The sequence below is a fragment of the Streptomyces sp. NPDC006368 genome (genome assembly GCF_040612535.1).
GTDB lineage: Bacteria > Actinomycetota > Actinomycetes > Streptomycetales > Streptomycetaceae > Streptomyces.
The window spans coordinates 1-25,718 of the sequence record NZ_JBEXQK010000008.1 but is presented as its reverse complement, the minus strand read 5'-3'; the positions used below and the strand labels follow the sequence as shown (position 1 = coordinate 25,718).

The 25,718-nt window shown below is 71.8% G+C and carries 20 protein-coding genes and 3 pseudogenes; 11 read left to right on the top strand and 12 right to left on the bottom strand.

Annotated features, from left to right (window positions below):
* Window positions 1–135: 135 nt before the first annotated feature.
* The 3 genes from ABZZ38_RS09125 to ABZZ38_RS09115 form a co-directional block, all read right to left on the bottom strand.
* Window positions 136–1,755, bottom strand: a complete 1,620-nt coding sequence (locus tag ABZZ38_RS09125; protein ID WP_356737336.1) for a cation acetate symporter — start codon at window positions 1,753–1,755, stop codon at window positions 136–138.
* A complete protein-coding gene (locus ABZZ38_RS09120; protein WP_356737334.1) occupies window positions 1,752–2,267 on the bottom strand; it encodes a DUF485 domain-containing protein in 516 nt (171 codons plus the stop codon). The genes ABZZ38_RS09125 and ABZZ38_RS09120 overlap by 4 nt, the downstream gene beginning before the upstream one ends.
* Before the next feature lie 1,151 nt (window positions 2,268–3,418).
* Window positions 3,419–3,772 (bottom strand): VOC family protein, encoded by a 354-nt coding sequence (locus tag ABZZ38_RS09115; RefSeq protein ID WP_356737332.1) that lies wholly within the window; start codon window positions 3,770–3,772, stop codon window positions 3,419–3,421.
* A gap of 364 nt (window positions 3,773–4,136) precedes the next feature.
* Between ABZZ38_RS09115 and ABZZ38_RS09110 the strand changes: the two are divergent.
* A pseudogene (locus tag ABZZ38_RS09110) lies at window positions 4,137–4,253 on the top strand (family 1 glycosylhydrolase); the annotation flags it as partial.
* 133 nt (window positions 4,254–4,386) lie between these two features.
* On the opposite strand, the gene ABZZ38_RS09105 reads toward ABZZ38_RS09110, so the two are convergent.
* Window positions 4,387–5,805 (bottom strand): DEAD/DEAH box helicase, encoded by a 1,419-nt coding sequence (locus ABZZ38_RS09105; RefSeq protein ID WP_356737331.1) that lies wholly within the window; start codon window positions 5,803–5,805, stop codon window positions 4,387–4,389.
* 731 nt (window positions 5,806–6,536) lie between these two features.
* Between ABZZ38_RS09105 and ABZZ38_RS09100 the strand changes: the two genes are divergently transcribed.
* Window positions 6,537–7,280, top strand: coding sequence for a VOC family protein (locus tag ABZZ38_RS09100; protein ID WP_356737330.1), 744 nt, complete (start codon window positions 6,537–6,539; stop codon window positions 7,278–7,280).
* A 649-nt stretch (window positions 7,281–7,929) separates the two neighbouring features.
* On the top strand, window positions 7,930–8,778 hold the full coding sequence (locus tag ABZZ38_RS09095) for a rhomboid family intramembrane serine protease (protein WP_356737329.1): 849 nt from the start codon (window positions 7,930–7,932) through the stop codon (window positions 8,776–8,778).
* A 118-nt stretch (window positions 8,779–8,896) separates the two neighbouring features.
* On the opposite strand, the pseudogene ABZZ38_RS09090 reads toward ABZZ38_RS09095, so the two are convergent.
* From ABZZ38_RS09090 to ABZZ38_RS09080, 3 genes and pseudogenes are all read right to left on the bottom strand, one after another.
* Window positions 8,897–9,158, bottom strand: a pseudogene (locus ABZZ38_RS09090) (protein translocase subunit SecD); the annotation flags it as partial.
* A 377-nt stretch (window positions 9,159–9,535) separates the two neighbouring features.
* A pseudogene (locus tag ABZZ38_RS09085) lies at window positions 9,536–9,946 on the bottom strand (serine/threonine protein kinase); the annotation flags it as partial.
* A gap of 199 nt (window positions 9,947–10,145) precedes the next feature.
* Entirely contained in the window at window positions 10,146–10,685 is a 540-nt protein-coding gene (locus ABZZ38_RS09080) for a phosphatase PAP2 family protein (protein ID WP_356737581.1), read from the bottom strand.
* An 887-nt stretch (window positions 10,686–11,572) separates the two neighbouring features.
* Here ABZZ38_RS09080 and ABZZ38_RS09075 point away from each other — a divergent pair.
* On the top strand, window positions 11,573–11,797 hold the full coding sequence (locus ABZZ38_RS09075) for a hypothetical protein (RefSeq protein WP_356737328.1): 225 nt from the start codon (window positions 11,573–11,575) through the stop codon (window positions 11,795–11,797).
* Between the two features lie 314 nt (window positions 11,798–12,111).
* Here the strand turns inward: ABZZ38_RS09075 and ABZZ38_RS09070 are convergent, their stop codons facing one another.
* From ABZZ38_RS09070 to ABZZ38_RS09050, 5 genes are all read right to left on the bottom strand, one after another.
* The gene (locus tag ABZZ38_RS09070; protein ID WP_356737327.1) at window positions 12,112–13,002 is read right to left on the bottom strand and encodes a YihY/virulence factor BrkB family protein; all 891 of its coding nucleotides are present in this window, start codon (window positions 13,000–13,002) and stop codon (window positions 12,112–12,114) included.
* A 294-nt stretch (window positions 13,003–13,296) separates the two neighbouring features.
* Complete coding sequence (locus tag ABZZ38_RS09065; protein ID WP_356737325.1) at window positions 13,297–13,731, bottom strand: hypothetical protein; 435 nt, start codon at window positions 13,729–13,731, stop codon at window positions 13,297–13,299.
* A gap of 400 nt (window positions 13,732–14,131) precedes the next feature.
* Entirely contained in the window at window positions 14,132–15,001 is an 870-nt protein-coding gene (locus tag ABZZ38_RS09060) for a hypothetical protein (RefSeq protein WP_356737323.1), read from the bottom strand.
* Window positions 15,002–15,446: 445 nt separating this feature from the next.
* Window positions 15,447–16,406 (bottom strand): sensor histidine kinase, encoded by a 960-nt coding sequence (locus tag ABZZ38_RS09055; RefSeq protein ID WP_356737321.1) that lies wholly within the window; start codon window positions 16,404–16,406, stop codon window positions 15,447–15,449.
* A complete protein-coding gene (locus ABZZ38_RS09050) occupies window positions 16,403–17,212 on the bottom strand; it encodes an MEDS domain-containing protein (RefSeq protein ID WP_356737319.1) in 810 nt (269 codons plus the stop codon). Before ABZZ38_RS09050 ends, ABZZ38_RS09055 begins: the two co-directional genes overlap by 4 nt.
* A 538-nt stretch (window positions 17,213–17,750) precedes the next feature.
* Between ABZZ38_RS09050 and ABZZ38_RS09045 the strand changes: the two genes are divergently transcribed.
* From ABZZ38_RS09045 to hypE, 7 genes are all read left to right on the top strand, one after another.
* Window positions 17,751–19,529: an enoyl-CoA hydratase-related protein gene (locus ABZZ38_RS09045; protein ID WP_356737317.1), complete on the top strand. Its 1,779-nt coding sequence runs from the start codon at window positions 17,751–17,753 to the stop codon at window positions 19,527–19,529.
* Entirely contained in the window at window positions 19,526–20,122 is a 597-nt protein-coding gene (locus ABZZ38_RS09040; protein WP_356737315.1) for a hydrogenase maturation protease, read from the top strand. Before ABZZ38_RS09045 ends, ABZZ38_RS09040 begins: the two co-directional genes overlap by 4 nt.
* 50 nt (window positions 20,123–20,172) lie before the next feature.
* Window positions 20,173–20,940, top strand: a complete 768-nt coding sequence (hypB, locus tag ABZZ38_RS09035) for a hydrogenase nickel incorporation protein HypB (RefSeq protein ID WP_356737313.1) — start codon at window positions 20,173–20,175, stop codon at window positions 20,938–20,940.
* A complete protein-coding gene (hypF, locus tag ABZZ38_RS09030; RefSeq protein ID WP_356737311.1) occupies window positions 20,937–23,270 on the top strand; it encodes a carbamoyltransferase HypF in 2,334 nt (777 codons plus the stop codon). The genes hypB and hypF overlap by 4 nt, the downstream gene beginning before the upstream one ends.
* 3 nt (window positions 23,271–23,273) lie before the next feature.
* Window positions 23,274–23,594, top strand: coding sequence for a HypC/HybG/HupF family hydrogenase formation chaperone (locus ABZZ38_RS09025; protein ID WP_356737309.1), 321 nt, complete (start codon window positions 23,274–23,276; stop codon window positions 23,592–23,594).
* Window positions 23,591–24,733, top strand: coding sequence for a hydrogenase formation protein HypD (hypD, locus tag ABZZ38_RS09020; protein ID WP_356737307.1), 1,143 nt, complete (start codon window positions 23,591–23,593; stop codon window positions 24,731–24,733). Before ABZZ38_RS09025 ends, hypD begins: the two co-directional genes overlap by 4 nt.
* A gap of 85 nt (window positions 24,734–24,818) precedes the next feature.
* Window positions 24,819–25,718 (top strand): hydrogenase expression/formation protein HypE (gene hypE, locus ABZZ38_RS09015; protein ID WP_356737579.1); only part of this gene is annotated, 900 nt, incomplete at its 3' end.

The window sequence follows — 25,718 nt, the reverse complement described above, 5'->3', positions numbered from 1 at the left end:
CGAACCTCCGTGCGAACGTCTTGGGCCACCGGCTGCATGGGGCGCGCGTACCCGCTGCCCGGCCGGGCACACCCGGGGCGGCGCGAGCACGACCGAGCCGGCCGGGGAAGGCGGTCATCCCCGGCCGGACAGTAATCAGGGGGCGTTGTCGCCCGCCCTGACCGGAGTGCCGGCCAGGATGGTGGGTTCCACCTCCTCGTAACGCCGGCGCTCGTCGCCCGCCTTCCGGTCATGGAGGACCGTGGCGAGCCAGCCGGCCAGGAAACCGAGCGGGATGGAGACGATGCCGCTCGTCGTGAACGGGAACCAGTTGACGTCGTGGTCGGGGAAGACCGACTGCGGTGAGCCGGACATGAGGTTGCTGCCGCTCATCAGGATCAGGGCGGCGAGGGTGCCCACGATGAGGGTGGCGAGCAGGCCCGTGCGGGTGTAGCGGCGCCAGAAGAGGCTGAACACGAGCGCCGGGGCGATCGCGGAGGAGCCGACGCAGAAGGACAGGGTCAGCAGTGCCTGAAGGTTCAGGTGCCGGGCGCCGGCCGCGATCGCGATGGCGACGAGCCCGATGCCCGCCGCGGCGGTCCGGGCGAGGGCCATCTCCGTGGACTGTCGCAGGGTGGCCTTGCGCCGCAGCCCGTGCGCGATGAGGTCGTGCGCCAGCGTGTTGGCGCAGGCGAGGGTGATCCCCGCGACCGAGGCGAGGAGGGTGAGGAAGATCGCCGTGGCCACCGCCGTGAACAGCAGGGTCTCGAAGGGGTCCGGCTCAGCACCCATCACTGCCTGACTGACCATCAGAAAGGCTGTCTGTCCCTGTGGGTCCCCGGCGACGAGGCCCTTGTGGCCGACGATCGCCGCCGCTCCGAAGCCGATGACCGCGAGCAACAGGCAGGTGACGACGACCGTCGAGACGGCCCAGGACATCGAGCGCCGCACGGCTGTCGCACTGCGCGAGCTGAACACGCGCATCGTGATCTGCGGCAGCACGGCCGCGCCCAGCACGATCGTCAGCTGCGTGGAGATCATGTCGATGTCGTCACCCCCGAACTGCATGCCTGAGGCGAGATACGCCTCCCCCGCCCCGCTCCCCTCCTTGGCGGCGTCCAGCAGGACCGGCAGGCTGAAGTCGAAGCGGTCGAGGACGAGCACCGCGATGGCGGTGGCGGCGCCCAGCAGGACGACGGTCTTGACGATCTGGATGAAGGCGGTGCCCTTCATGCCGCCGATCGCCGCGTAGGCGATCATCAGCAGGCCGAGAAACACGATGGCCCCGGTCTTGAAGCCGTCGGCGTGGAAACCGAGCACGACGGCGAGCAGGTCACCCGCGCCCGCCAGCTGGAAGATCACCAGCGGCAGCAGCGCGGCCAGGGTGACCACGGCCGCGGTGATGCGCACCACCGGGCCGGGGGCACGGCGGGTGAGGACGTCGCCCATCGTGAACCGGCCGGCGTTGCGCAGGGGTTCGGCGAGCAGGAACATCATGAGGACCAGCGACAGCACGGTGCTCAGGGTGAGCGTGACGCCGTCGAAGCCGAGCAGCGCGATGATGCCGATGGTGCCCAGCACCGTGCCGGCCGAGATGTAGTCACCGGCGAGGGCGAGGCCGCTCTGCATGGGCGACAGCGAGCGGTAGCCGGTGTAGAACTCGCCCAGGTCACCGTGGTCGGGCCCGGTCATCACACACACCAGCAGGGTGACGGTGATGACGGCGATGAACGCGACCAGCGACATGGTCTGCGCGTCGGAACCGAACTCGGTCATGACCGGGCACCTCCCACGGGGCCGCCGGGCCACGGCCACTGCTCCCGGCCACCGGGGTGTCCGGGACCATCCGCCCGCGGGCCGGCGCCGATCCCGCGGTCGCGGGGCTCCCGTGCCTCCCGAGCGGTGCGCTCCCGGATGGCCGCCGCGAGCGGGTCGACGCGGTGGCGTGCGATGCGTTCGTACAGGGCGATCGCCGCGAGCGCCACCGGCAGCTGGCAGAGGCCGAGCATCAGGCCGACGTTGAGGCCACCGGTGATCTCGCCGGTCATCAGCGTGGGCGCGAAGGCCGCCAGGAGGAGGAAGAGGGTGAAGTACCCGAGGGCGGCGAGCGTGGAGACACGGCGCAGCTTGCGGTAGCCGGAGCGCAGCGCGTCGAGGTCGCCATGGGGGCGGCGGGGCTCGTGGTGGTCCTCGTGCCGGGGCGGGGGCGTGGCCCAGGAGTACGCGGCCGCGTCGCGGGAGTGGGGCGGGGAGGGTGGTGGCTCCGGGAAGGGGCGGTGGTAGGACATCGACGTGCTCCTTGCCGCCGTGGGGGAGGGCGGACGGGTGGGTGCCGGTTGGTGCGCGCATGTTACTCAGCGGTAGGTTCATGGCGTAAGAGGGATCCCACGGACTGGATGGCAGGTTCGGTGAAGACCCCGGCCCGCGTGAGCGCGCGAGGTCCGGCACATCGGGGTGGAGCGCGCGCTGCGGCGTCCGGGACCGGGCCGTCGTCCGGCCTCCTCGCGGGCCGCGTCGACCGGCGCCCGCGAGATGGGCGCGCCTTCACGCTCCGCGCGGTGTCCGGCCGGCAGGGCTTTGCCCCCGCCACGGCGGGCCGCGCCGGGGCCCGCCCGTCCGCCCGGCCCCGGGTGCAGGCGCCGCCGGACACCACCGCCCGGCCGGCCGGGGCGGCGGTCACCGGATCGGAGCACCGGGGGAGGCGAGACGGGTTGCCTCCGGCTCGGCGCCTCGGGCGGTCGGCGAGCTCTACCGTGCTGGGCCGGTGACCCGCCTGATTCCCCATCCGCTACGCACGCGCGGGCCGCCCATCTCGACGAGAGCGGCATGGCGCCATGGGACGTCCGGAAGGTCCTTGGCCATACCCGGACCGGCACCACGGCCGGCCACCTGACGCCCGTCCAGGCGAACCCGGAGCCGGCCGGCCCGCAGTCCGCACGCCGGGCGGTCCGCCGGTTGAGCAGGGACGCGTGAGCGATGAGGTGGAACCTGCGGATGGTCGCCGCACAGCGCGACATCCGGCGGCCGACGCAGTCGCGGACGGTCCTCGCGGAGGTGGGGTTCACCCCGTCGCCGAGCAAGGCCGCAGCGCTCCCGGAACGGCAAGCCCGGTCACGGTTCGGCCGGAGGAGCCGGACAAGATCTGCGCGGCACTGGATCACACCGCCGCTGACCTCATGCAGGCCGGGCCGGAGTCGTAACCCGTTTCCCCGGGCACGACGAACGCCGGGCGGCCGGGGCTCGTCGCGAGCACGGAGCCGCGGTCCGCCCCGTCCCGGGCAACGGTCGCGGCCCGCGCGGGCTGCCGTTGAGGCACGAGAGACCGCTGCCCCGGTCGGGCTGATGCGCCTGTTCGGCGTCACCTGGCACCCCGCGCTCCACTACGTCCGCGCCGCCCACCCCGAATGCTTCACCATCGGCCCCACCCAGGCCTGAGCCCTTACTGACGTCGCCGGCCAAGGACGCAGAACTCATTGCCTTCGGGGTCTGCCAGAACAACCCACGATTGATCACCCTGGCCGATATCAACACGCCGTGCGCCATGAGCCACCAGACGAGCCACCTCGGCGTCCTGGTCATCAGGCCTGAAGTCGAGGTGCAGTCGGCTCTTGGCCTTCTTGCTCTCATCAAGCCGGACAAAGTCCAACCCCGGCAGGCGATCCGGCTCCGGGCGGATCTCGAACTCCTCATCGGAGGCGTGGACCACGACCCAGCCAAGAGCCGTAGCCCACCACTGCCCCAAGGCCACCGGATCCACCGAGTGAACGATTACCTGCTCCCATTCCAAGGTCATCCGCCGAGCTTAGGCCCGCCAGGGCTTCGAAGAACAGGCGCTCGGGCCCCCCTCATCGGGCTGAACCCGAGCGCCTTTCCCCTCGCGGAGCCACCGCCAGGCGCAGGTTCGGCACACACCAGCGTCCGGAATCCGTGAACCCGCTGATTTCGTCTCCTGGACGCGGTCGAGCGCCGCCCGGACACAGGACGCGCTCACGGCTGTCCGGCGCCGATCCCCGAGCCCCGGGATTCATGCGTTCGGTCTCGGCAACGGCCCGCAGAGAGGTCCCCTGGCGGCGGCCGTCTTCGGGTCGGCCCGATCGCCACCGCCGCCGGACCGGGCGCGCCCCGCCCACCGTCGCGACGGCGGCGTCCGCGCGGGGGCGTACGGCTACGACAAGCGCTTCGGCCTCGTCCACGTCGACTACGCCACGCAGCGGCGCACCAGCAAGGGCAGCGGCCACCGGTACGCGGACATCATCCGCGCCCACCGCGACGGCCGTGCGTACGGCCCGGCTTCCGACCGGCGACCCGGCTCATGGGCCCGCGGGCGTTCCCGGTACCGCCGTGGAAGGGGCGCCCCCGCCCGCCGGCGGCGGACCCGCCGGGGTCACCGCGGCGGGTCGCCCGGCCTCAGCGGCCCTTGCGCACCCGGGCAGCCGCGCGGGCTTCCGCGGTCCTGCGGGTCTCGGCGGCTTTGCGGGACTCCTTCGCGGGGCGGCCCGGGCGGGTGCCGAGGCCGCGGAAGGGGGCGTTGCCGCCGCTGGTCTTCGCCGCGACCGGCGGGCGCTGCGCCCCGGTGATGGCGGTCAGCCTCTCCTCGCCGGAGCGCACCTGGGTGATAGTCGGCCGGATCCCGGCCTCGGTCATCATCCGGTTCACCTCGCGCCGCTGGTTGGGGGTGACGAGGGTGACCACGTTCCCGGACTCCCCGGCGCGCGCGGTGCGCCCGCCACGGTGCAGGTAGTCCTTGGCGTCGGCGGGCGGGTCGACGTTGACGACCAGGTCGAGCGCGTCGATGTGGATGCCCCGCGCCGCGACGTTGGTGGCCACCAGCACGGTGATCTCACCTTCCTTGAACCGGGCGAGCGTGTGGGTGCGCTGCGGCTGCGATTTCCCGCTGTGCAGGGCGGCGGCCCGTACGCCGCTGGCCCGCAGGTGACGGGTGAAGCGGTCCACCGCGACCTTGGTGTCCAGGAACATCAGCACCCGGCCGTCCCGCGCGGCGATTTCCGTCGCGGTGGCGTACTTGTCGGCGGCGTGGATGTTCAGTACGTGGTGTTCCATCGTGGTGACCGAGCCCGCCGCCCGGTCGACCGAGGCGAGCACCGGGTCGTGCAGGTGGCTCCGCACCAACTGGTCGACATCGCGGTCGAGCGTGGCGGAGAACAGCAGCCGCTGCCCGTCGGGGCGGACTTGGTCCAGGATTTCCGAGACTTGGGGCAGGAACCCCAGGTCGCACATCTGGTCCGCCTCGTCCAGCACGGTGATCCGCACCTGGTTCAGGTGGCAGTCCCGGCGCGAGACCAGGTCGGCCAGGCGTCCCGGCGTCGCGACGACCACCTCGGCGCCGGTCCGCAACAGCGCGGACTGCCGGTTGATCGACAGCCCGCCGACCACCGTCGCCAGGCGCACGTTCAGCGCCTGCGCGTACGGCGCCAGCGCGTCGCTCACCTGCTGCGCGAGTTCCCGGGTCGGCACCAGGACCAGGGCGAGCGGCCGCTTCGCCTCCGCTCGCCGTCCTGCCGTCCGGACGAGGAGCGCGAGCCCGAAAGCGAGCGTCTTGCCGGAGCCGGTCCGGGCGCGGCCGAGGACGTCGCGGCCGGCCAGCGCGTGGGGCAGGGTCGCCGCCTGGATCGGGAAGGGTTCCTTCACCCCCAGGCCGATCATTGTCTTCATCAGCTCCGTCGGCAGCCCGAGTGCCTCGAAGGACTCGGCCGGCGGCAGCTGCGGGTCCACCGTCCGGGTCGTCGGGGGTTCGCCCTGCGGTGCTGTCGCCCGCTGGGGCTTGTCGGCGCGGGAGTGCCCGGGGGCCGGCGGCTTCGCGTTCATGGGGAACCTTCCTCGGTCTGGCGCCCGGAACGCGCCGGGGCCCGTACCCCTTGGTACGGGCCCCGGCGGTGTCGAAGCGTGCCCCCATTTTACCAGCGTGCGCCGGGTCGCCCGCCGGTCCGGCCGGGCCCCCGTGGCCGCGACGGCCACCCGTGGTGAACGTTCCTCCACCCCCTGTCCTCCCTCCACGGGTGGATGCGGTGCCAGGTCGTTCATGCCGGGGTACGCGGGCGGAGGCTCACTCGCCGTCCCGCGCCTGCTCCGCGTGCACGCCGCGGGTAAGGCCGGTGCCGGGACAACTGGCTACGGCCACCGGCGAGGGCATCGAGGGTTGGGTGGACGGCTCGGCCGGTGCCCGGCCCATGCGGAAGTCCGGGTTCGGCCGCTCGGTGTCGGCCGGTCCGCTGCGCGCGTACCGCCCGGCATGAGGGCGCCACCCCATGGCACAGGCTCCGGAGGAAGCCCCCTCACCGGGCGGGGCGGGGCCGAGCGGCGGCGCTCACCGGGTGACCGCGCCGGGTGGCCGTGCCCGGGTCGGTGCCCTGGACGGGGTGCGCGGCGTCGCTGTGGCGGCGTACCACGGTGGAGTGAGCCCGCTGTCGGGCGATCACGCGACGTGCGGCCGTGGCCTCCGCCCCGGCCCGGTGGGAAGTCATGATCGACTACCGGCCACCCGTCCCAACTCGCCGGTCCCGACCGTCAGTTCATCCCTGGGGTATAGGGTCGGCGGCATGGCGCTGCAGCTCTTTCAGGTGAATGTCAAAGCCCGGGACGACTCGGCGCTGGGCCGGTTCTGGGCGGAGGCGCTCGACTGGGATCTTTCCAGCGAGGAACCCGGTGCGACCAGCGTCAAGCCCGTGGGTTCCGCCTGGCCGGACCCCGCCGCCGTCCGCGTCGATGTCATCGCCGTCCCGGACCCCGAAACAGTGAAGGACCGCGCACACATCGAACTCGCCACCACCTCTGCGGCCCATCACGCGGAGTTGGTCGCGCGCCTGAAGGCGCTCGGCGCGACGCCCGCCGATGCGGGCCGAGGCGACCTCCCGTGGACTGTTCTGGCCGACCCGGAAGGCAACGAGTTCTGCGTCCTGGAGCCTCGGGAGATCCACCGGGACACCGGGCCGATCGCCGCGGTGGTCGTCGACTGCGCGGACCCGCGCGCCATGGCCCGGTTCTGGGGCGAGGCGATGGACTGGACCCCGCACGAGGTGACCGACGATCACGCGCTGCTGCGCTCCGCCAAGGGTGTCGGCCCGTATCTGCAGTTCCTCCGCACGCCCCACCTGAAGAACATGCGGCACCGTCTCCATCTCGACCTGGCGCCCCACCCCTTCGACGGTCAAGCGGCGGTGGCGGAGGTGGCCCGGCTCGAATCCCTCGGCGCGACGCCCGCCACCGTAGGCCAGGGCGACTTCCCGTGGAAGGTCCTGGCCGACCCGGAAGGCAACGAGTTCTGCGTCCTCGGCCCGGCCTGACGCGGAGCCTCCCCACCCGCTCCATCGAGCGGGCCACCACCGTGCCCGTCGACTTCGTCGGCGGGCGTCCGCAGCCGCTCCCGCTCCGAGGCCCGCTTGCCCTCGGCACCTGGAGCAGGCCCTGCGGGCCCCCGCCACCTGCCGGGCCGGCACCGAGACACCCGGCAGCAGCACCCGGTGCCGGCGCAGCCACGTCACCGCGTGGTCCAACAGCGCCACCGGCCCCTCGGCGTGCGTCCACGCCCGCCCGCTAGGGGAACGTCCTGAACTCCCGCGACCCCTTCCGGTCGCCGTACCGCCGGTACCCCGAAGCGTTCCCGGATCTTCTGCGCGTGGCGGTACGGCGTCATCCGCCGCTCCCGGAAATTCCACCGGCACAGCCGGACCGCAGCCGACCCCCGCACCCGCTCAACGATCTTTCCCCGAGGGCCGCACCGGGACCGTCCGCTGTGATACCGGGCATGATCGTTCTCAGCGCTACATCCTGTACCGCACCTACGCACACCCGGACCCGCGCCGCCGACCGGGCCCCGCCCGGCCTCACCTGCCGACACCTCCTATGCTCGCCGGCGAACGAGGAGAACGGCATGGCACGTGCCGCCGCACATACGACCTGATTCGGGCAGCGGGTACCGGGAAGTCATCGGTTGTGGTCATACCCGTTCATGATGTGAATCCGGCGCGGCGGATCCCCTGGGTGACGTACGCACTCATCGTCGCCAACTTCGTGGTCTTCCTCCGCACCCCCGGTGTGGCCGGTTCGGTGACCGGTGAGAGCGGCCTGGCGCAGTTGTGCCGCATGGAAGCGTTCCTGGACCAGTGGGCGGCCGTACCGCGCGAGCTGATCCACGACCGCCTGCCGCACCTGGTCCCCACCGGCCGGGTGGGCGTGGGCCCGTCCGGGCCGGGTTGCCTGGTCGGCCCGCCCGGCTACGACAAGTCACCGGCGCTGTCCGCCCTGACGGCGATGTTCCTGCACGGCAGCTGGCTGCATCTGCTGGGCAACATGCTGTTCCTGTGGATCTTCGGGGACAACGTCGAGGACCGCCTCGGCCATCTGCGCTACCTGCTGTTCTACGGAGTCTGCGGTTACGCCGCCGCGTACGGGTTCGCGCTGCTCAACGCCGACTCGGGGACCCCGCTGATCGGCGCGTCCGGCGCGGTCGCCGGCGCCCTGGGCGCGTACCTGGTGCTGTTTCCGAAGGCCAGGGTGTGGGCTCTGGTGCCATTCTTGATCTTCCTGCCCCTGCGCCTGCCCGCCTGGTCGGTGCTCGGGCTGTGGTTCGCTCTCCAGGCGGTGTACTCGTACGGCGCGGGCGTCTCGGAGGCCGGCACCGTGGCCTATGTGGCGCATGTGATCGGTTTCGTGGCGGGAATGCTGATCGCCTGGCCGCTGCGCCGGGGCACCCCGCCGCCGCCCGAGCCACGGGGCCTCCGCTGGGGCCGACGGGCGCGGCCGGGCGCCCCCTGGCAGGGACGGTCGCGCCCGGGCTGGTGAGCTCGGCGGCTGAGGCCCGGACGGTGACCCGCCGCACGCGCGGCTCGCGGGGGCCGGCTTGGTCCGCCGACACGCGGGGCTCAGACCACGGCTCCGCTGCGGTCGCGTGACCGCGCCGCGCGCCCATGCCCGTGTTCACCGTGCGCGGCAGCGTCTGCGCCACTGCCCGGTCCGCGAGCTCCGCCCAGCTCGCCGACGTGCCGGTACGGCGCAGTTCGCGCAGCCGGTCCAGGACCACCACCCCGTGTCGTTGACCGAGTACCCGACAACCGTGAGCAGTGGGGCGAGGAAGACGCTGTCCACGGGCTGCCCAGCGAGGCGAAGAGACCCAACACGAGCAGCACGTCGTGCACCATCGCTGTCACCGCCGCCGGTGAGATACACGCTTCGAGGACGCTGACGCAACATCTCATCGGGCAACTCAAGGTTGTCCCGTCATGATCGGAGTCGACGCAGGCGCGGACGGGTGTGGCTCTCCGTTGCGCCTGTCCAGCGAGAGTGAGGCCGCGCAGGCAGGCGTCTGCCGTCGGCTTGGAGAGGCCGAACGGCGGGTCGGCCGGCGCAATGTCACGTCGCGATCCGGGTCCGTGGCCGCGTTCACAGGGTGGTCACGTTGCGCCACACCGTGAGGTCCACACTGACGAATTGGCTCGGGTCGTCCTTTGACGCGAATCCGCGCAGCGTGACCAGGCCGTAGTGGCCCGAGCCGGTCTTCACGCCCCTCCGGCTGCGGTGGCTCGTCGGCGAACATCACCGCGGCGATCCCGGCCACGAGCAGCAGGACGGACGCCACCGGCATCGGACCGTGTGCGGCAACAGCCGAGTGCAGGAACGGCCCCTGTACGTAAGCGGTGGCCAGCCACGGTTGTGGGCCCTCGGTGTCGCTGTCGATCACCGGCGCGGTGTAGAGGCCCTGCACCCGCCGAGCGGCCCGTACCTCTTGCTGGAACCGGCGGCGGAATTCCCGGTCCTCGGCGAACTCGGGGCGGATCACCTTGATCGCCACGGGTCGCCCACCGGGCGTGTACGAGAGGTAGACCTTGCCCATGCCACCGGCTCCGAGCCGGGCGCGGAGCACGTATCCGGCCACGGTACGCGGGTCGTCGTCGGTCAACGGCTGGAAGATCTCCGGATCGGTGCCCGAAGTGCCCGTTCCGCCGGCCGGCACCGGTTCCTGCTGACCATCCGTCACGGTCGTCCCCCCGAGTCTTCCTCACCCACCGCTTACGGCGCCGTGCCTACCGAAGCCCAAAGACCGGGCGCGGGCCCGCAGCGGACCACGCACACGAGCTATCCGCTCCGGCGGTCGGCGAGACGCCGGGTCAGCCACCGGCCGTGCCATCGCCCCCTCATACGCGACCGAGGGCCTACTTCCGCTTCGTAGGCCCTCGGTCGCGTATGAGCGGCCCATGCCGTGTCGGGCGCCCCATCCCCGCCAACTCGGGGTGGCGGGCCGCGCCCCGTACGGTGTGGTTGTCGCCAACGTCGCCCCTTGTGGCACTTACGCAGGTGCGCAGCGCTCCACTGGGACGACCTGGAGGCGATGAGGAACGCCCTGGCAGCAGTGCGTGCGCCATCACGAGGAGCACGCCGGCACCGTTGAGGAGGCCGGCGGTGACGTCGCTGGGGTAATGCATGCCCGCGTACAGCCGCGATGCCGCCACGGCGAACGGGACAAGGGCGAGCACCACGGCCACGGGGTACCGCCACGGGCTGCGCAGGCGGACGGCCGCTAGCGTGGCCAGCCCTCCGAACAGCGCGGTGGCGGCTCCGACATGCCCTGAGGGGAAGCTGGAGGTGGGCGGTGAGGGCTCCAAGTGGGGCACGTCGGGGCGCGGGCGCTCCACCCAGAGGGTGACCAGTAGGAAGAGTCCTGACTGGGCGAGAACCGCCCCGCTCAGGAACATGGCTTCCGGCCACCGCGGCACACGTGGCAGCGCCAGCAGGGCGGTCACGGAGACGACCGTCAGTACGATCACGCCTTCTGTGCCGGCCGCCACGGACAGCCACTCCGAGACCGTCGTCACGGGGGCGCTCCGGTGAGCAGCCAATGCGCGGTTGAGGCCCCCTTCTGCGGAGAGCGGCCACAGGGCTGCCACCGGACCGGTGACCAGGCCTCCCAGTCCCGCCATCAGCATGACCTGGACCGGCAAGAGCAGCAGCCATCGCGGGCGGTAGCCTCTCGCGGCTGCGCCGCATCCCGTCGTCATTCGGCCCTTGTTACCCGTTCAGGGGGCTGCGATGCGGGCATGAAGGGCTCCATGGGTGCCGGGGGTGGCGGGGAGGCGGGATTCCTCTCCGACGGCCACGTGGATGCGGGGCAGATGCGAGTGGGCAGCGGCACGCCAGGGATGTGACTTTCAGAGGACGACATCCATCCACCGGGGGTTTGACCGGACTCGAAGCGGGGCTCTCCCTCCCTGGACGGCGACGCGACCATGTGGCTGACCGGCATTGCCGACCGGGCGTGCCGGTGCTGCCATGACGATGGCGACAGGGACGATGCTGCGGTGTCGAGTCGTGGCGTGTGGTGAGGTGACAGATGTGAGACCCGCTCTACGGTTCCCGGACGCGGGCTCCATGACCTTCGACGTCCAGTCACCTCCCGGCATGTCGGCGCGCGTGGACGGACCGACGCCGCTGATCCGCCTCCGGTCAATCGGGAGGGGCAACCCAGCCACGCCGCGACCCCGGGCGTTTGCGGCGGGACGGGTTCCGCCCCGGGGCGTCAGTCGGAGGACGTCGGGAGTGCTGACTACTTCAGGAGCAACGCAGGTGGCAGAGGAGCAGAGCAATGGCTGAAGCAGCAGAGTTCCGTGTTGTGGAAATCGGCGACGCGATCAACCTTGAGCTGAACGGGGTGGCAGTGGATGGGAGATTCCACGGCACTGACGAGGATCAGATCCTGATCGACGTGGACGGAAGGGGTATCCAGCGCCTGGAGCTGGCGTCGGTAGTCGCTTGGAGGTACGCCGGTGCAACCGGAGCGACAGTGGACAGTACGGCTTCGACCAACTAGACCCTGGTGTCGGACTCGTCTGCACGGAGCCGTACCAGGTGGCGGGAACGAGCACGCCCGGCCGGCCTGACGCCGGGCTGCGGATGCGGCTGCGGCTGCGGCTGAGAGGCGTGACGCGTGCGGATGAACCGGTTGCCACGCAGCCGCAGCGCTCGGTCCCCGCGCACGGTCATCAAAGCGCGGGGCCACCGCAGGTGACGCGGCGGGCTCCTCCGTCCCTGTCGTCCCCGATTCCGTTCCGGCACGGGGCGGCGGCCGGCCGGCCGGGGTCGCGGGCCGGCGGAGGGTTACCCTGGTGCGAGCCCGTGGTGATGTCAGCAGGGATCAGGGCTTTCGGGCCGCCCATTCCGGGTGAGTTCTGCGTTGAACTGCGCGCCGGCCAGCAGCACGGCGTGGGAGACCCAGAGCCAGACGAGAAACGCCACTACACCCGCCAGGGAACCGTAGAGGCGGTTGTAGGTCGCGATGTGCGAGGCGTAGAACGCGAATCCCACGGACGCCAGGAACCAGAGGACCACCGCCAGTGCCCCGCCCGGCAGCGTCTGCCGCGGCCCGCGAGCCCCGGGTGGCCCGGACCGGAACAGCAGCAGGACCAGGGCGACGATCACCAGGAACAGCAGCGGCCATTTCAGGCCCGCCCACACAAGGGCCGCCTGATGGTCCGTCCCCGTCCCCCGGCCTATGGCCCGGGCGATCCGTTCCGTGGCAGTCAGCGTCAGCACACCGCTGACCAGTAGTGCCAGGACGGTCAGTGCCCTGAGCAGGATGGCGGGAAACGTCCGCCATGCCGGGCGGCAGTCCGCAACGCCGTACATCGCGTGCAGCGCGCGGCGGAACACGGCCAGGTAGCTGGAAGCCGACCAGAGCGCGGCGCCGGCGGTGAGCGCGACCAACAGCCAGGGGGTCGAAGATCCCTCCTGTCTGCTGCCCAGGGCCTGTTCCAGTACCGGGCGGGCCGTCTTCGGCAGGAAGGCGCCGAACTGATCGACGATCTCGTAGGGGGAGCCCGTGCCGAGCAGCGTGATGGCGAAGATGATCACCATCAGTGCGGGGAATAGCGCCAGGACCGCGTAATACGTCAATGCGGCCGCCCAGTCGGTGAGGTCGTCCTCCCAGACGGCAACCGGCGTTCGTGCCAGTGCTCTTGCGTACGCCTTACGCTCCCGTTGGGGCGCCGGCCCGCTCGCGGGGACACCGATCACCATGAAAGCACCGCTCCGTTCCCGCCTCCCGCACTCCCCGCCGCCTCCTCACCGCTCGGTGGCCGACGGGCTCTCTTCCCTGCTGCCCCCCACCGGCGCTGTCAGGCCACGGGTGGCCGATCCGACTGGCGGCGGTGCTCGGAGAACAGTGCCCCCGCGGCGGGGCGCGGGAACGACTCATCGGTAAGAGCGGGGATCTTACCCGAGGGTCCGGAGTCCTGGGCCGGGCAGCCTGGCCGGCAAGGCACGCGCACTCGCCCACTGCGGTGAGGAGGGCATACGCCGGCGCGAGGATGTCTACAGCGCGGGCTTGCCGAGCGACCAGCCCGAGACGTCAGCCAGCCGTCCTCGCCACAACGACGCGGACACCAGCTTCGGTCCGGTGATGCTGGTTGCCTCCCGCAGATGGATCCACCGCGGGAGATGGGACCCGTCGCCGGACAACTCGTCCATCGTCTGGTCGACCGTCTCCGGAAGCGTCGCGAGCAATTGGGCGCCGTGCCCCTCGATGTGGCGCAGGCTCTGCGACCACTCGGCCTTCCACGCCTCGTGCGTGATCAGATCACCGTAGATGATGCCGCTCGGCAGGTGGAGCGTGATCGGCAAGCTGGACCGTGGGCTTTGGGCCAGCAGCCGGCACAAAATCTGCAGCTGCACATCAGCAACCGGTTCGGTGACCGCCGGGCCGACAGCCCTCTGACTGCGCGCCTCGTACTGCTCCGCACCGCTCACTCGCGCCTCTCCTCGTCGCTTGCCTCGTATGTGGGCAGCCGGTCTGTCGCCCACCTTGGCCCAAGCCCTCGGCCTGTGAGGCCAGAGCCAACCCGGGTCTGCCCCGCCCTGGTACCGGTTTCTTCTCTTACCCTGCCCAATTCCTTCCGCGTAAACGGATCAGCGCTCGGGCCGAGCAGAGCCATAATCGGCAAAGTGCTCAGCGCGTCGCGGCGCTCCCTTGGCAGCGGTCGGATCGTCAACCTCAACGCTTGGTGCTGCCTCGCCACCAGGGTGCGCCGTGGTGTCCTCGCAGGGGGGCCGTGCTGTCGGCGGGCGCGGCGCCGCAGCGGGGCCGGGGCCTGTGCCTGAGATCCGGCTCCGGCGACACAGCCCCGGCCCCCCTGTCCGGGCCTTGGGGTCAGCTCTGCCGCCGGCTGTCCCGCACAGCCTTGCCGGTCATGTCGGCTACCTGCTGAGCGGGCGGAGCCGCAGCGTCAACCTTCGTACCGAAGTCGGAGAACTCGATCGAGGTGCTGATCTTCGCCTGCTGGGGCGAGGAGCCGTTGCCGGGCCGGCCGGTGGGGGCCTGGGCCTTGAACGTCATGTCGAACTGCTGGCGGCGGATACGGCCCTGGTCATCGAGCCATACCTGCATCGGCAGCGTGGGACCGAGCTGCTTGCTCAGGGCGGCGCCTCCGGGGAGCCTGGCGATGTCGACGGTGACCTCGTACTGGGTGGTGTTGACGCCGCCCACCGTGGTCGTGCCCACCTTGGTGACGTTTTTGTCGGTGATCGCCTTGGCGAAGGCAGCGGACTGAGCCGGGTCGCCGATCTGCTTGCTGTTCACGCCCTGCTGCGCGGCGGCCTTCTTCAGGTCGATCCTGATCCACGGCTTGCCGCCCGGGGCCTTCCCGCCCGGCACCTTCTGGTAGAGGATCTGGTCGACCACCCGCTGCTCGATGCTCTTGCCGTTCGCGGTGAGGGTCATCACGCTGTCGCCCTTGACCAGGTCGACAGCGCCGTCACCGTTGGCGGCGATCGCCTCGTCCTGCGCGGTGACCTTCGTCCGGATCGTCATACGGGCCGTCCTGGCCTCGGCTGTCCTGTCGTAGGCGGCACGCACCGCCATCGTGCCCTGCTCCCGGGCGCCGGCACCGGGCTTGGCACTCGGTGGGACCTCATCCGCCTTCGCGGTCGGCCGACTGTCACTGCCGCACCCGGTCAGGACCACGCTCGCCATGACCCCGGCTATGCCGATCGCGACGGCCCTCATCCCCCTGCTCCCCATGATCCCCTCACTCCTTCGCGACTGCCGGCCGCTTCTGATCAGCCGCCGGCCTGACGTCCCGCATGTCCCCGACCGCCGCCAACACACCGGTGTTTTCCGGACGTTGGCACCGATGGGGATACGTGGGACGTGCTGTCCGGTGGGGCCCCGTCTCTTCGGTGCGTGGAGTGGGGCGGCTTGAGGGGTGGTTGTGGACCGACACGTACCGCCTGGGGTCAGCCTCTGACGGCACCCAGTCGGCGCCGGGCCCGGATGAGAAACCGCCGCAAGGTGGAGTACGGCCCGGCAGGCGAGGGCGCGTTTGTCCGTGCGCTCGCAGGACAGGCCGGTTGCCGGCGCCGTTCCGGTTCCACGGGACGGCGCCGGGCTGCGGGGTCACACAGGCACCCGCGCTCACAGCCTTACGGCCGGTTTCACCTTGCGCCCCTGTCGCCTGCTTCCGGTTTCAGATCAGCCTCATGTGCAGACGCAGGACGAGTCCCTGCGCCGCCGCTCGGATCTCGACCAGATCGCAGAGCTGGTGCATGATCCACACGCCCCGTCCGCCGGTCGGTGCGTAAGGGTCGGGACGGCGGCGGCCCGTCAGGGGATCGGCCAGCCGGCCGCGGTCGCTGATCTCCGCGACGATTTCGCCGTTGGCTCGCCACATGCGCAGGCGGCCGTGGCCTCCTCCGTGGCGCACCGAGTTGCCGGTCGCCTCACCGATGGCGAGGAGCCAGTCCGTGCGGCGTTCCGGTGGCAGGCCGGCGGTCGCTGCCCAGTGGTCGGCCTCGTCGCGCGTCCGCGCCAGGTCCTCCTCGCCGAATGCGACGTCGGTCGCGTCCCGCGGCTCGGGCAGCGGGGTGTCGCAGTCGCGGCAGACCTCATGGGGATCGGTGTAACGGGAACTGGCGCGGTAGGCCGCCGGGTCGCCGACGACCGGATGGGTGCGGTACGCCTGTGCCAGTACGTCCTCGGGCAGCGCGGTGTCGTAGGGGCACAGTATGCTGACGTCGCGTCCCTCGAAGGCCAGGTTGATCAGCGCCTCGTGACGCGTCGCCTCCCAGCTCTCCGCCGGTGTACGCCCGACCCAGATCGGCTCACCCACGATCGACACCGGCTTGTGTGCGTTCTCGGGGCGATCGGCGAACTCCTGAAGCATCGACAGGATGCGTCCCGGGTTGCGTCCCGCTTGGGTCATGTCCACCCACGTGATGTGCTTGTCGTTGTCGTCGAGGCCGCCCTTCAGCAACTGGAGGCGCTGGCCGGGCACGGCCACCAGCACGGGCTGTTCGCCGTCCAGGGCGCCTCGGACGAAGGTTCCGACGCCGTCGAGGTACTCGTTCTCGGTGGCGTAGAACAGGGCCGGGTGGAAGAAGGGTGTCCGCCCGTCGGAACGGTCCGCCGCGCGCGAGTTCGTCGTCATCGGTCGACGACCTCCACCACGGAGCCGAGCTCGGGGAACAGCTCCAGTAGCCGCGCCAGGGACGGCGGTGCCTGCCGGACCCGCAGCGGCGTACCGGCCGGCCGGCCGGCAGCCGCGTCGGCCAGGGTGACCAGCGAAGCGGCGTCCAGGTGACGCAGCTCCGCAAGGTCCAGTTCCACCCGCTCTGTCGACGCGCCTCTGACGGCGGCAGCCGCGGCGGCGACGATGCCCCGCGTGTCGTACCCGGCCGATCCGGACATCAGCAGTCCGGGGCGGTCGGTCAGCGGCGCCACCCGCAGCGCGGACCCGCCGACAGGATTGCCCCGGCGTGTCAGATGGGCACCCACCAGAACGTTCACGTAGTCCTCGGGCAGCAGGCGGCGGTCGTAGAAGCACCACCCCGTCAGAGGCAGCAGCTCGAAGACCTCCTGATGGATGCGCAGTTCGTACTCCAGCAGCCGGTCGGCCCCTTCGATGTCCCGCGCGCCCCAGGACATCTCACCGATCACCCGCAGCCCTCGGTATCCGAGGGCGGAAGACGACTGTGCCGCGGTGTGCCACCCGTCGATCACCGCATCGAGGTCGAAGCGGTCGCCCGCGAGGTACGTCCGAGCGGCGGTCGACACGGACAGCTGTCCCCGGCTCACGGCGGCCACCGCGTCGATTCCCGCGTCGGTGAGCGTGCGCAGCACCCGCTCGGGGTCCGTGGCGTCCGCGAAGTACTGCACCTGCTCGCCCCGCTCCAGTCCGCCGCGGACGAGCGCGCGGAGGTGACCTGCCCACTCCCGGTCGTCGGAGAAGACCACACTGGAGTGGCGTCCCGCCGCCGGCTCACGCTCAGGGGGTACAGCCGCCCCCGGCCTTGTCGCCACGCTGCTCTGTCCCCTGCCCGTCGGATTCGGCTTCCTTCTTCATGGAAACACATGGGACAGCGCCGCTGCCCGCCTCCCCGTGCGGGGATGTCCGCTGCAAGCCGCGGACAGGGGCGAGGTCGGCGAGTCCCGAGATCGTCAGCACGGGGGCGAGGAGAGGAGCGGCCACGAGTCGACGCGGTTGTCCCCCGTTGTGCACGCGCGTCCCAGCCACCCAACCCGGCTGAGGGAACGCGTGGCCCTGCTCAACCGCCGTGGATCTTGCTGGTCAGCCCGCCGCGGGGCCGACCGAGTCCGTGGTCGGCCGGCTCGACGCGATCGCCGCCGCCCTGCTGGAAGTGCACAGGGGGTACAGAGGCGCTCGAAAGCCCTGAGGAATGCGATCCGGATGGAGGAAGAGACCTGACGGAGGCTGACGAAACGCCGCCGTGGTCCTTCTCCCCCCTTCCTCGACCGGCGAACATGCCGCGTCATGGACATCTTGCTCGTCGCCAGCGCGTTCAACAGCCTGTCCCAGCGTGTGTTCGCGGAACTGTCGGACCAAGGGCACCGGGTGGACGTCGTTCTCGCCTCGCACGGCGCCGAAGCGGTCCGGGCGGCCGTACGCGAAGCCCGCCCGGAACTGATCATCGCTCCGATGCTGAAGACGGCGCTGCCGGAGGACGTGTGGCGGGAGCACACCTGCCTCATCGTCCACCCGGGACCACCCGGTGACCGCGGCCCGTCCTCCTTGGACTGGGCGATCGCCGAGGCGGCATCGCACTGGGGAGCGACGGTGCTCCAGGCCGGGGCGGCGATGGACGCGGGTGACGTGTGGGCCGCCGAGTCCTTCCCGGTGCCGCCGGTCGGCAAGAGCGACCTGTACCGCAACGAGGTCTCCGACGCCGCCGCGGCCGCCGTCCTGGTGGCCGTACGGCGGTACGCCGACGGATCGTTCAAACCGCGGCCGCAGAGCGATCCCGCGGTCCGCGTGGTGTGGCGCGACTTCTTCCGCCAGGAGCAGCGAAGGATCGACTGGGAGAACGACAGCACCGAGACGGTGCTGCGCAAGCTCCGCGGGGCCGACTCGCAGCCGGGGGTCCTGGACGTTCTCCTCGGCCGGGAGGTGTTCCTGCACGGCGGCTATCCCGAGGACCGACTGCGCGGACGTCCCGGAGACCTGCTCGCGACGCGGTCCGGGGCGGTCTGCCGGGCCACCCGGGACGGCGCGGTGTGGATTGTGGAACTGCGCCCCCGCAAGAGCTCCGGCGACCCGGCGCCGTTCCGCCGCCCGGCGGCCTCCGTGCTCGCCTCCTTCCCGGCTCCGCCCGGCGCGGCGGCCGGGGCGGAGGGCGGGCATCCCCCACGGTCCGGTGACCGTCCGGTGTGGCTGCCGGAGGCCGCCGCCCCGCTCGAACTGCCTCCGGGCCGGAACACCTGGACCGACATCCGGTACCGCCGGCGCGGCGACATCGGGTTCCTGAGCTTCTCCTTCCCCGGCGGGGCGATGAGCACCGACCACTGCCACAGGCTGCTCGCCGCCTATCGGTACGCCCTCACCCGCCCCACCTCGGTACTGGTACTCGGCGGATCCCGCGACTTCTTCTCCAACGGCATCCACCTGAACGTCATCGAGGCGTCGGCCGACCCCGCGGGCGAGTCCTGGGCCAATCTCAACGCCATGGACGACCTGGTCGAGGCGGTGCTGCGCACCACCGACCGCCTGGTGGTCGCGGCGCTCGGCGGCAACGCGGCGGCCGGCGGCGTCATGCTCGCCCTGGCCGCCGACCAGGTCTGGTGCCGCACGGGCACCGTCCTCAACCCGCACTACCGGCGCATGGGTCTGTACGGGTCGGAGTACTGGACGTACACGCTGCCGCGCCGCGTCGGATACGAGACGGCGCAGCGGCTGACGACCGAGGCGTTGCCGGTGAGCGCCGCGACCGCCGCGAGGATCGGGCTGGTGGACCGTCTGGTGCCGGCCCCGGTGCGGGAGTTCCCCGCAGAGGTGGAGCGCATGGCAGCCGCACTGGCGGACGACCCGGACCTCGGGCGACGGATCGCCGCGAAGGACGCGGCACGTCAGACGGACGAGGAGCGGCGACCGCTCGCCGAGTACCGGCGGGCCGAACTCGCCCGCATGCGCGCCATCTTCTTCGATCCGCACGCCCCGTACCACGCCCTGCGTTCGGCCTTCGTCCGGAAGCTGCCGAACGGCTCCGCGCGGCCCTTGTCCACGGCCGGCGAGCAGGTCGCCGGGGGCGTCCGGTGACGCGGACCGGTACGCGGCTGCTGGTGGCGGGCGTCGGCAACATCTTCCTCGCGGACGACGCCTTCGGCCCCGAAGTGATCCGCGCCCTGGACCGGCGCCCGCTGCCTCCCGAGGTGCGGGTACGGGACTTCGGCATCCGCGGTATGGATCTCGCGTACGAACTGCTCGACGGCTACGACACGGTCGTCCTGGTCGACGCAGCCGCGCGGGGTCACCGGCCGGGCACCCTGTCGCTGATCGAGCCGGACCTCCCCGACGGCGGCACGGGCGCGGCTCCGCCCGAGACGCACGGCATGGACCCGGCGAAGGTCCTGGCCCTGGCCGCCCACCTGGGCGACCAGCCGCTCCCGCGCGTCCTCGTCCTCGCCTGCGAGCCCGAGGTGCGGCCACGTGGCGACGAGGACATCGCCCCGGGCATCAGCGCTCCGGTGCGCGATGCGGTCGAGCGGGCCGTCGCTGCCCTGCACACCATGGTCCACGTGCTGCTCGCCGACCCCGCTGCCACGCCCCCGTTGAGCCGCCCGGAGGAATCCGCCGACCCGTCCGCGGCCGGGCTCCCGCACCCGGTGGGCGGCGGCGTCGAGGATCGGTAGCGGACCGGCACCCCGGCCCCTCCCCCTACCGACCGCGAGGAGCAGCGCCCATGTGCGAGTCCGTGGACGAGGTCACTCAAGCCGTCCTGGCGAAGAACGACGGCCTGGCCGCGAGCCTGCGCGACGAACTGGCCGGGCGCGGAGTGAGCCTGGTCAACCTTCTGTCCAGCCCGGGCAGCGGCAAGACGGAACTGCTCGGACGGGTTCTGGCCCTGGCGGTGGAGCGGCGCATCCCGGTGGCCGCTCTCACCGCCGACCTGGCGACCGAGAACGACGCCCTCCGGCTCGCCCGATCGGGAGCACCGGTGAAACAGCTGCTGACCGACGGGCTCTGCCATCTGGAGGCCCGGCAGCTCCGCGACCACGTGGACAGCTGGCTGCCGGACGCCACCGCGCTGCTGTTCATCGAGAACGTCGGCAACCTCGTCTGCCCCGCGGCCTACGACCTCGGCGAGAGCCTGCGGATCGTGCTCATGGCGGTGACGGAGGGGGAGGACAAACCGCTGAAGTACCCCACCGCCTTCGGCTCCGCCCATCTGGTGGTGCTCACCAAGACCGATCTGGCCGAGCCCGCCGGTTTCGACGCGGCCGCCTTCGACGCCCACGTGCAGCGGGTCAACCCCGGAGTGGAGGTGGTACGGTCCTGCGCCCGCGACGGCGACGGCGTCGACACCCTCCTGGAGCGGGTGCTCGCCGCGCGGGACGGAGCCCCCGTCCACCGGCCTCCCCTGGCGCCCCACCCTCACGGCCACATCCATGAGCCCACGGGAGAGGAGGCCAGAGGCGCATCCGGCCTCGCGGCCGGCCGCGTCTCGTGACAGCGCCCACCACGCAGGCGGTGCGCCGCCGCGTCACCGTGCGCGGCACCGTGCAGGGCGTGGGATTCCGCCCGTACGTGCACCGCCTGGCCACCGACCTCGCGTTGGCGGGGTTCGTGAGCAACACGGCGAGCGGCGTTCTCATCGAGGTGGAGGGCCCGCCGGACGGTGTCACTCGCTTCTGCGACCGGCTGTCCACGGAGCTTCCGCCGCTGGCCGCCGTCACCGGCGTCGGAGTCGAGGACCTGCCCGCCACGGGTGCCGACGACGCCTTCCGGATCCGTTCCACCGAGCGGTCCCCGGGCCGAACCCTGCTCCCACCCGACACGGCGACCTGCGCCGACTGCCTGCGGGAGCTGACCGATCCGGCCGACCGCCGCCACCGGCACCCGTTCGTCACCTGCACCCACTGCGGGCCCCGCTTCACCATCGCCACGGGGATGCCGTACGACCGGGCGGTCACGACCATGACCGGCTTCCCGATGTGTCCCGCCTGCGCCCGGGAGTACGGCGATCCCGGCGACCGCCGCTTCCACGCCCAGCCCGTGGCCTGCCCCGACTGCGGTCCCCGGCTGTACCTGGTGCCGGCTTCCGGTAGCGGGATCCACCCTGCGCGGGGCGCCGACGCCCTGGCGGCGGCACGGGCTCTGCTGGCCGCCGGACGAATCGTCGCCGTCAAGGGCCTCGGCGGCTACCACCTGGCGTGCGACGCCACCGACGCTCGGGCCGTCGATGCGCTGCGCACCCGCAAGGCGCGCGGCGGCAAACCGCTCGCGGTCATGTGCGCGGATCTCGACGCCGTGCGGCGGGTCGCCGCGCTCTCCGCGGCCGAGCAGGCCGCTCTCACCAGTCCCCGGCGTCCCATCGTCCTGCTGCGCCGACGCGCGCAGCAGGAGGTCCTCACGCCCGGTGTCTGCCCCGGCAGCCCACACATCGGGGTCATGCTGCCCTACACCCCCGTGCACACCCTGCTGTTCGGGCTGCCCGGCGATCCGCCGGGTCCGCGTGTGCTGGTCATGACGAGTGGCAACCGCTCGGGGGAACCGATCGTCACGGACGACGACGAGGCGCTGACCCGGCTGGCGGGGCTGGCCGACGCCTGGCTCGCCCACGACCGGGCCATCGCCTCGCCGTGCGACGACTCCCTGCTGCGCGTGCGCCGCGACGGCACCGAGCAGGTGCTGCGCCGGTCCCGAGGGTACGTACCCCGTCCGCTGCGCCTGCCGGTCGCGGTACGGCCCGCGCTCGCCGTGGGAGGCGACCTGAAGAACGCGCTGTGTATCGGCGAGAGCGACCAGGCCTGGTTCGGCCCGCACATCGGTGACATGGGTAACCTGACCACCCTGGAGGCCGCCCGGCGGGCGGAGTCGCAGATGCGGTGTCTGACCGGTGTCAGCCCTGAGCTCGTCGCCGCCGACCGGCACCCGGGATACCACTCGGTCCAATGGGCCCGCCGGCGGGCGGCCCACCTGCTCCGCCGCACACCCGAATTGGTCCAGCACCACCACGCGCACATCGCCTCGGCGATGGCCGAGCACGGACTCGACGGCACCACACCCGTGATCGGCGTCGCGTTCGACGGCACCGGTTACGGCGACGACGGCACCGTGTGGGGCGGCGAGGTCCTGCTCGCCGATTACGCGGGCTACCGGCACTTCGCCCATCTGACCCCGGCCCCACTGCCCGGTGGAGACGCGGGAGTGGCCAACCCGTGCCGCCTGGCGCTGGCCCGGCTGTGGGCCGCGGGCCTGCCGTGGGATGCGGACCTGCCCAGTGTCCGCGCGTGCGCACCGGGTGAGACTGCCGTCTTGGAACGGCAGTTGACGCGCGGGGTGGCCTGCGTGGCGACCTCCAGCATGGGTCGGCTCTTCGACGCCGTGTCGTCCCTCGCCGGCCTGTGCCACCGCGCGGGATACGAGGCCCAGGCGGCCCTGGAGCTGGAGGCCGCGGCCACGTCGGCCTGGGACGCCGACAGCTCGGCATACACCTTCGGCCTCGCCTCCCATGCGTGCGACCCGGCACCCGTGCTGAGCGCGCTGGTCGCCGATCTGCGGCGTGGCACCCCGGCTCCCGTGCTCGCCGCGCGCTTCCACCGTGGCGTGGCGCGAGCCGTCGTGGAGATCTGCCGGCGTGCGCGCCAGGCCACCGGCCTGACCACCGTCGCCCTCAGCGGCGGGGTCTTCGCCAACGCGCTGCTGGAGGAGGAGTGCACACGGCTGCTGGCCGGAGACGGCTTCAGGGTGCTCCGTCACGGCGAAGTCCCGCCCAATGACGGCGGGTTGGCCCTCGGCCAGCTGGTGGTCGCGGCGCACGAAAGAACAGAGGAGTGACCCATGTGTTTGGCAGTGCCCGGCAAGGTCGTGGCCATCGACGGCAGCGCGGACCCGCTCACCGGGCTGATCGATTTCGGCGGAGTGCAGAAACAGGCGTGTCTGGAGTACGTGCCCGACGTGCGGGTGGGTGAGTACGTCATCGTGCACGTCGGCTTCGCGCTCCAGCGTCTGGACGAGGAGTCGGCCCTGGCCTCCCTGAAACTCTTCGAGGAACTGGGGCTCCTGGAGGAGGAGTTCGGGGACGCCTGGGAGCAGGCGGCCAAGGAGGCGGGCGCCGCCGCGATGACGGAGCACCAGGACAGCCGGAGTGAGGCCCGATGAAGTACATCGACGAGTTCAACGACCCTGATCTGGCCCGGCGGCTGCTGGACGAGATCCATGCCACCGCCACCCGGCCGTGGGCCCTGATGGAGGTGTGCGGCGGGCAGACCCACTCGATCATCCGGCACGGCATCGACCAACTGCTGCCTGAGCGAGTCGAGTTGATTCACGGCCCCGGCTGCCCCGTGTGTGTCACACCGCTGGAGGTCATCGACAAGGCGCTGGAGATCGCCTCGCGCCCCGGGGTGATCTTCTGCTCCTTCGGGGACATGCTCCGCGTGCCGGGCACCGACCGCGACCTGTTCCGGGTCAAGGGCGAGGGTGGCGACGTACGCGTGGTCTACTCCCCCCTCGACGCCCTGGAGCTGGCCCGCCGCAATCCGGACCGGGAGGTGGTCTTCTTCGCCATCGGCTTCGAGACCACCGCCCCCGCCAACGCGATGGCCGTGCACCAGGCGCGCCGCCTGGGTCTGGCCAACTTCAGCCTCCTGGTGTCGCACGTGCGGGTGCCCCCGGCCATCGAGGCCATCATGTCGGCTCCCGCCTGCCGGGTGCAGGGCTTCCTGGCCGCCGGGCACGTGTGCAGCGTGATGGGCACGGCGGAGTACCCGGAGCTCGCCGAGCGGTACGGCGTTCCGCTCGTGGTGACCGGCTTCGAACCACTGGACATCCTGGAGGGCATCCGCCGTGCGGTCCGCCAGCTGGAGCGCGGCGAGCACCGGGTGGAGAACGCCTATGCACGCGCCGTGCGCGAGGACGGCAACCCGGCCGCCGTGCGCATGATCGAGGAGGTGTTCGAGGTCACTGACCGGTCCTGGCGCGGTATCGGGCGTATCCCGTTGAGCGGCTGGCGGCTGACCGATGCCTTCCGCGCGTACGACGCCGAACACCGCTTCGACGTCACAGGAATCCGTACCGAGGAGCCCGCCGAGTGCCGCAGCGGCGACGTGCTTCAGGGGCTGATCAAGCCGACCGAGTGCTCCGCGTTCGGCACCACCTGCACCCCGCGCACCCCGCTCGGCGCCACCATGGTCTCCAGCGAGGGCGCCTGCGCGGCCTACTACCTGTACCGCCGGATGAACGCCCCCACGCCGCAGGCCACCCGGGCCGCGCGGGAGGAGATGAACCCCGTTGCCTGAACTCGCCGAACCCGTCGTCACCAACCCCGTCGACCCCGCGAACTGGACCTGTCCGGCCCCCCTGCGCGACCAGCCGGTCGTGGTGATGGGGCACGGCGGAGGAGGAGCGCTGTCGGCGGAGCTGATGGAGCAGGTCTTCGCCCCCGCATACGGCAACGCCACCCTCGCCGCTCTCGCCGACTCCGCCGTCCTCGAACTGGGCGGCGCGCGGTTGGCCTTCTCCACCGACTCCTACGTGGTCAGACCGCTGTTCTTCCCCGGCGGCAGCCTCGGCGACCTCGCGGTCAACGGCACCGTCAACGACCTGGCGATGAGCGGTGCCAGGCCCGCGTACCTCTCCGCCGCCTTCGTACTGGAAGAGGGCGTGGAACTGACCGTGGTCGAACGGATCGCGCGCTCCATGGGCGCGGCGGCCGAGGCCGCCGGGGTCACGATCGCCACGGGTGACACCAAGGTGGTGGAGTCCGGGCACGGCGACGGTGTGTACGTCACCACCGCCGGTGTGGGGCTCGTCCCCGACGGGGTGGACATCCGCCCCCAGCGGGCGCGGCCCGGTGACGCCGTCATCGTCAGCGGTCCGATCGGCCTCCACGGGGTGGCGATCATGAGCGTGCGGGAGGGCCTGGAGTTCGGCGTCGAGGTCGCCAGCGACTCCGCGCCGCTGGCGGACCTGGTGGCGGCGATGCTGGCGGTCACTCCGGACATCCACGTGCTGCGTGATCCCACTCGGGGCGGCCTGGCCGCGTCCCTCAACGAGATCGCCCGCGCTTCCGGAACCGGTGTCCGGCTGCGGGAGCGGGCCATCCCGGTGCCTGACGCGGTGGCGAACGCCTGCGGCTTCCTGGGGCTCGACCCGCTCTACGTCGCCAATGAGGGCCGGCTGGTCGCCTGCCTCCTCACGGCCGTGCGAGTCGAGCAGCTGCCCGTACGAGGTGAAGCGCATCGTGCGGACGATCTCGTACAGCTCGCTGCGGCTGTAGGAGAA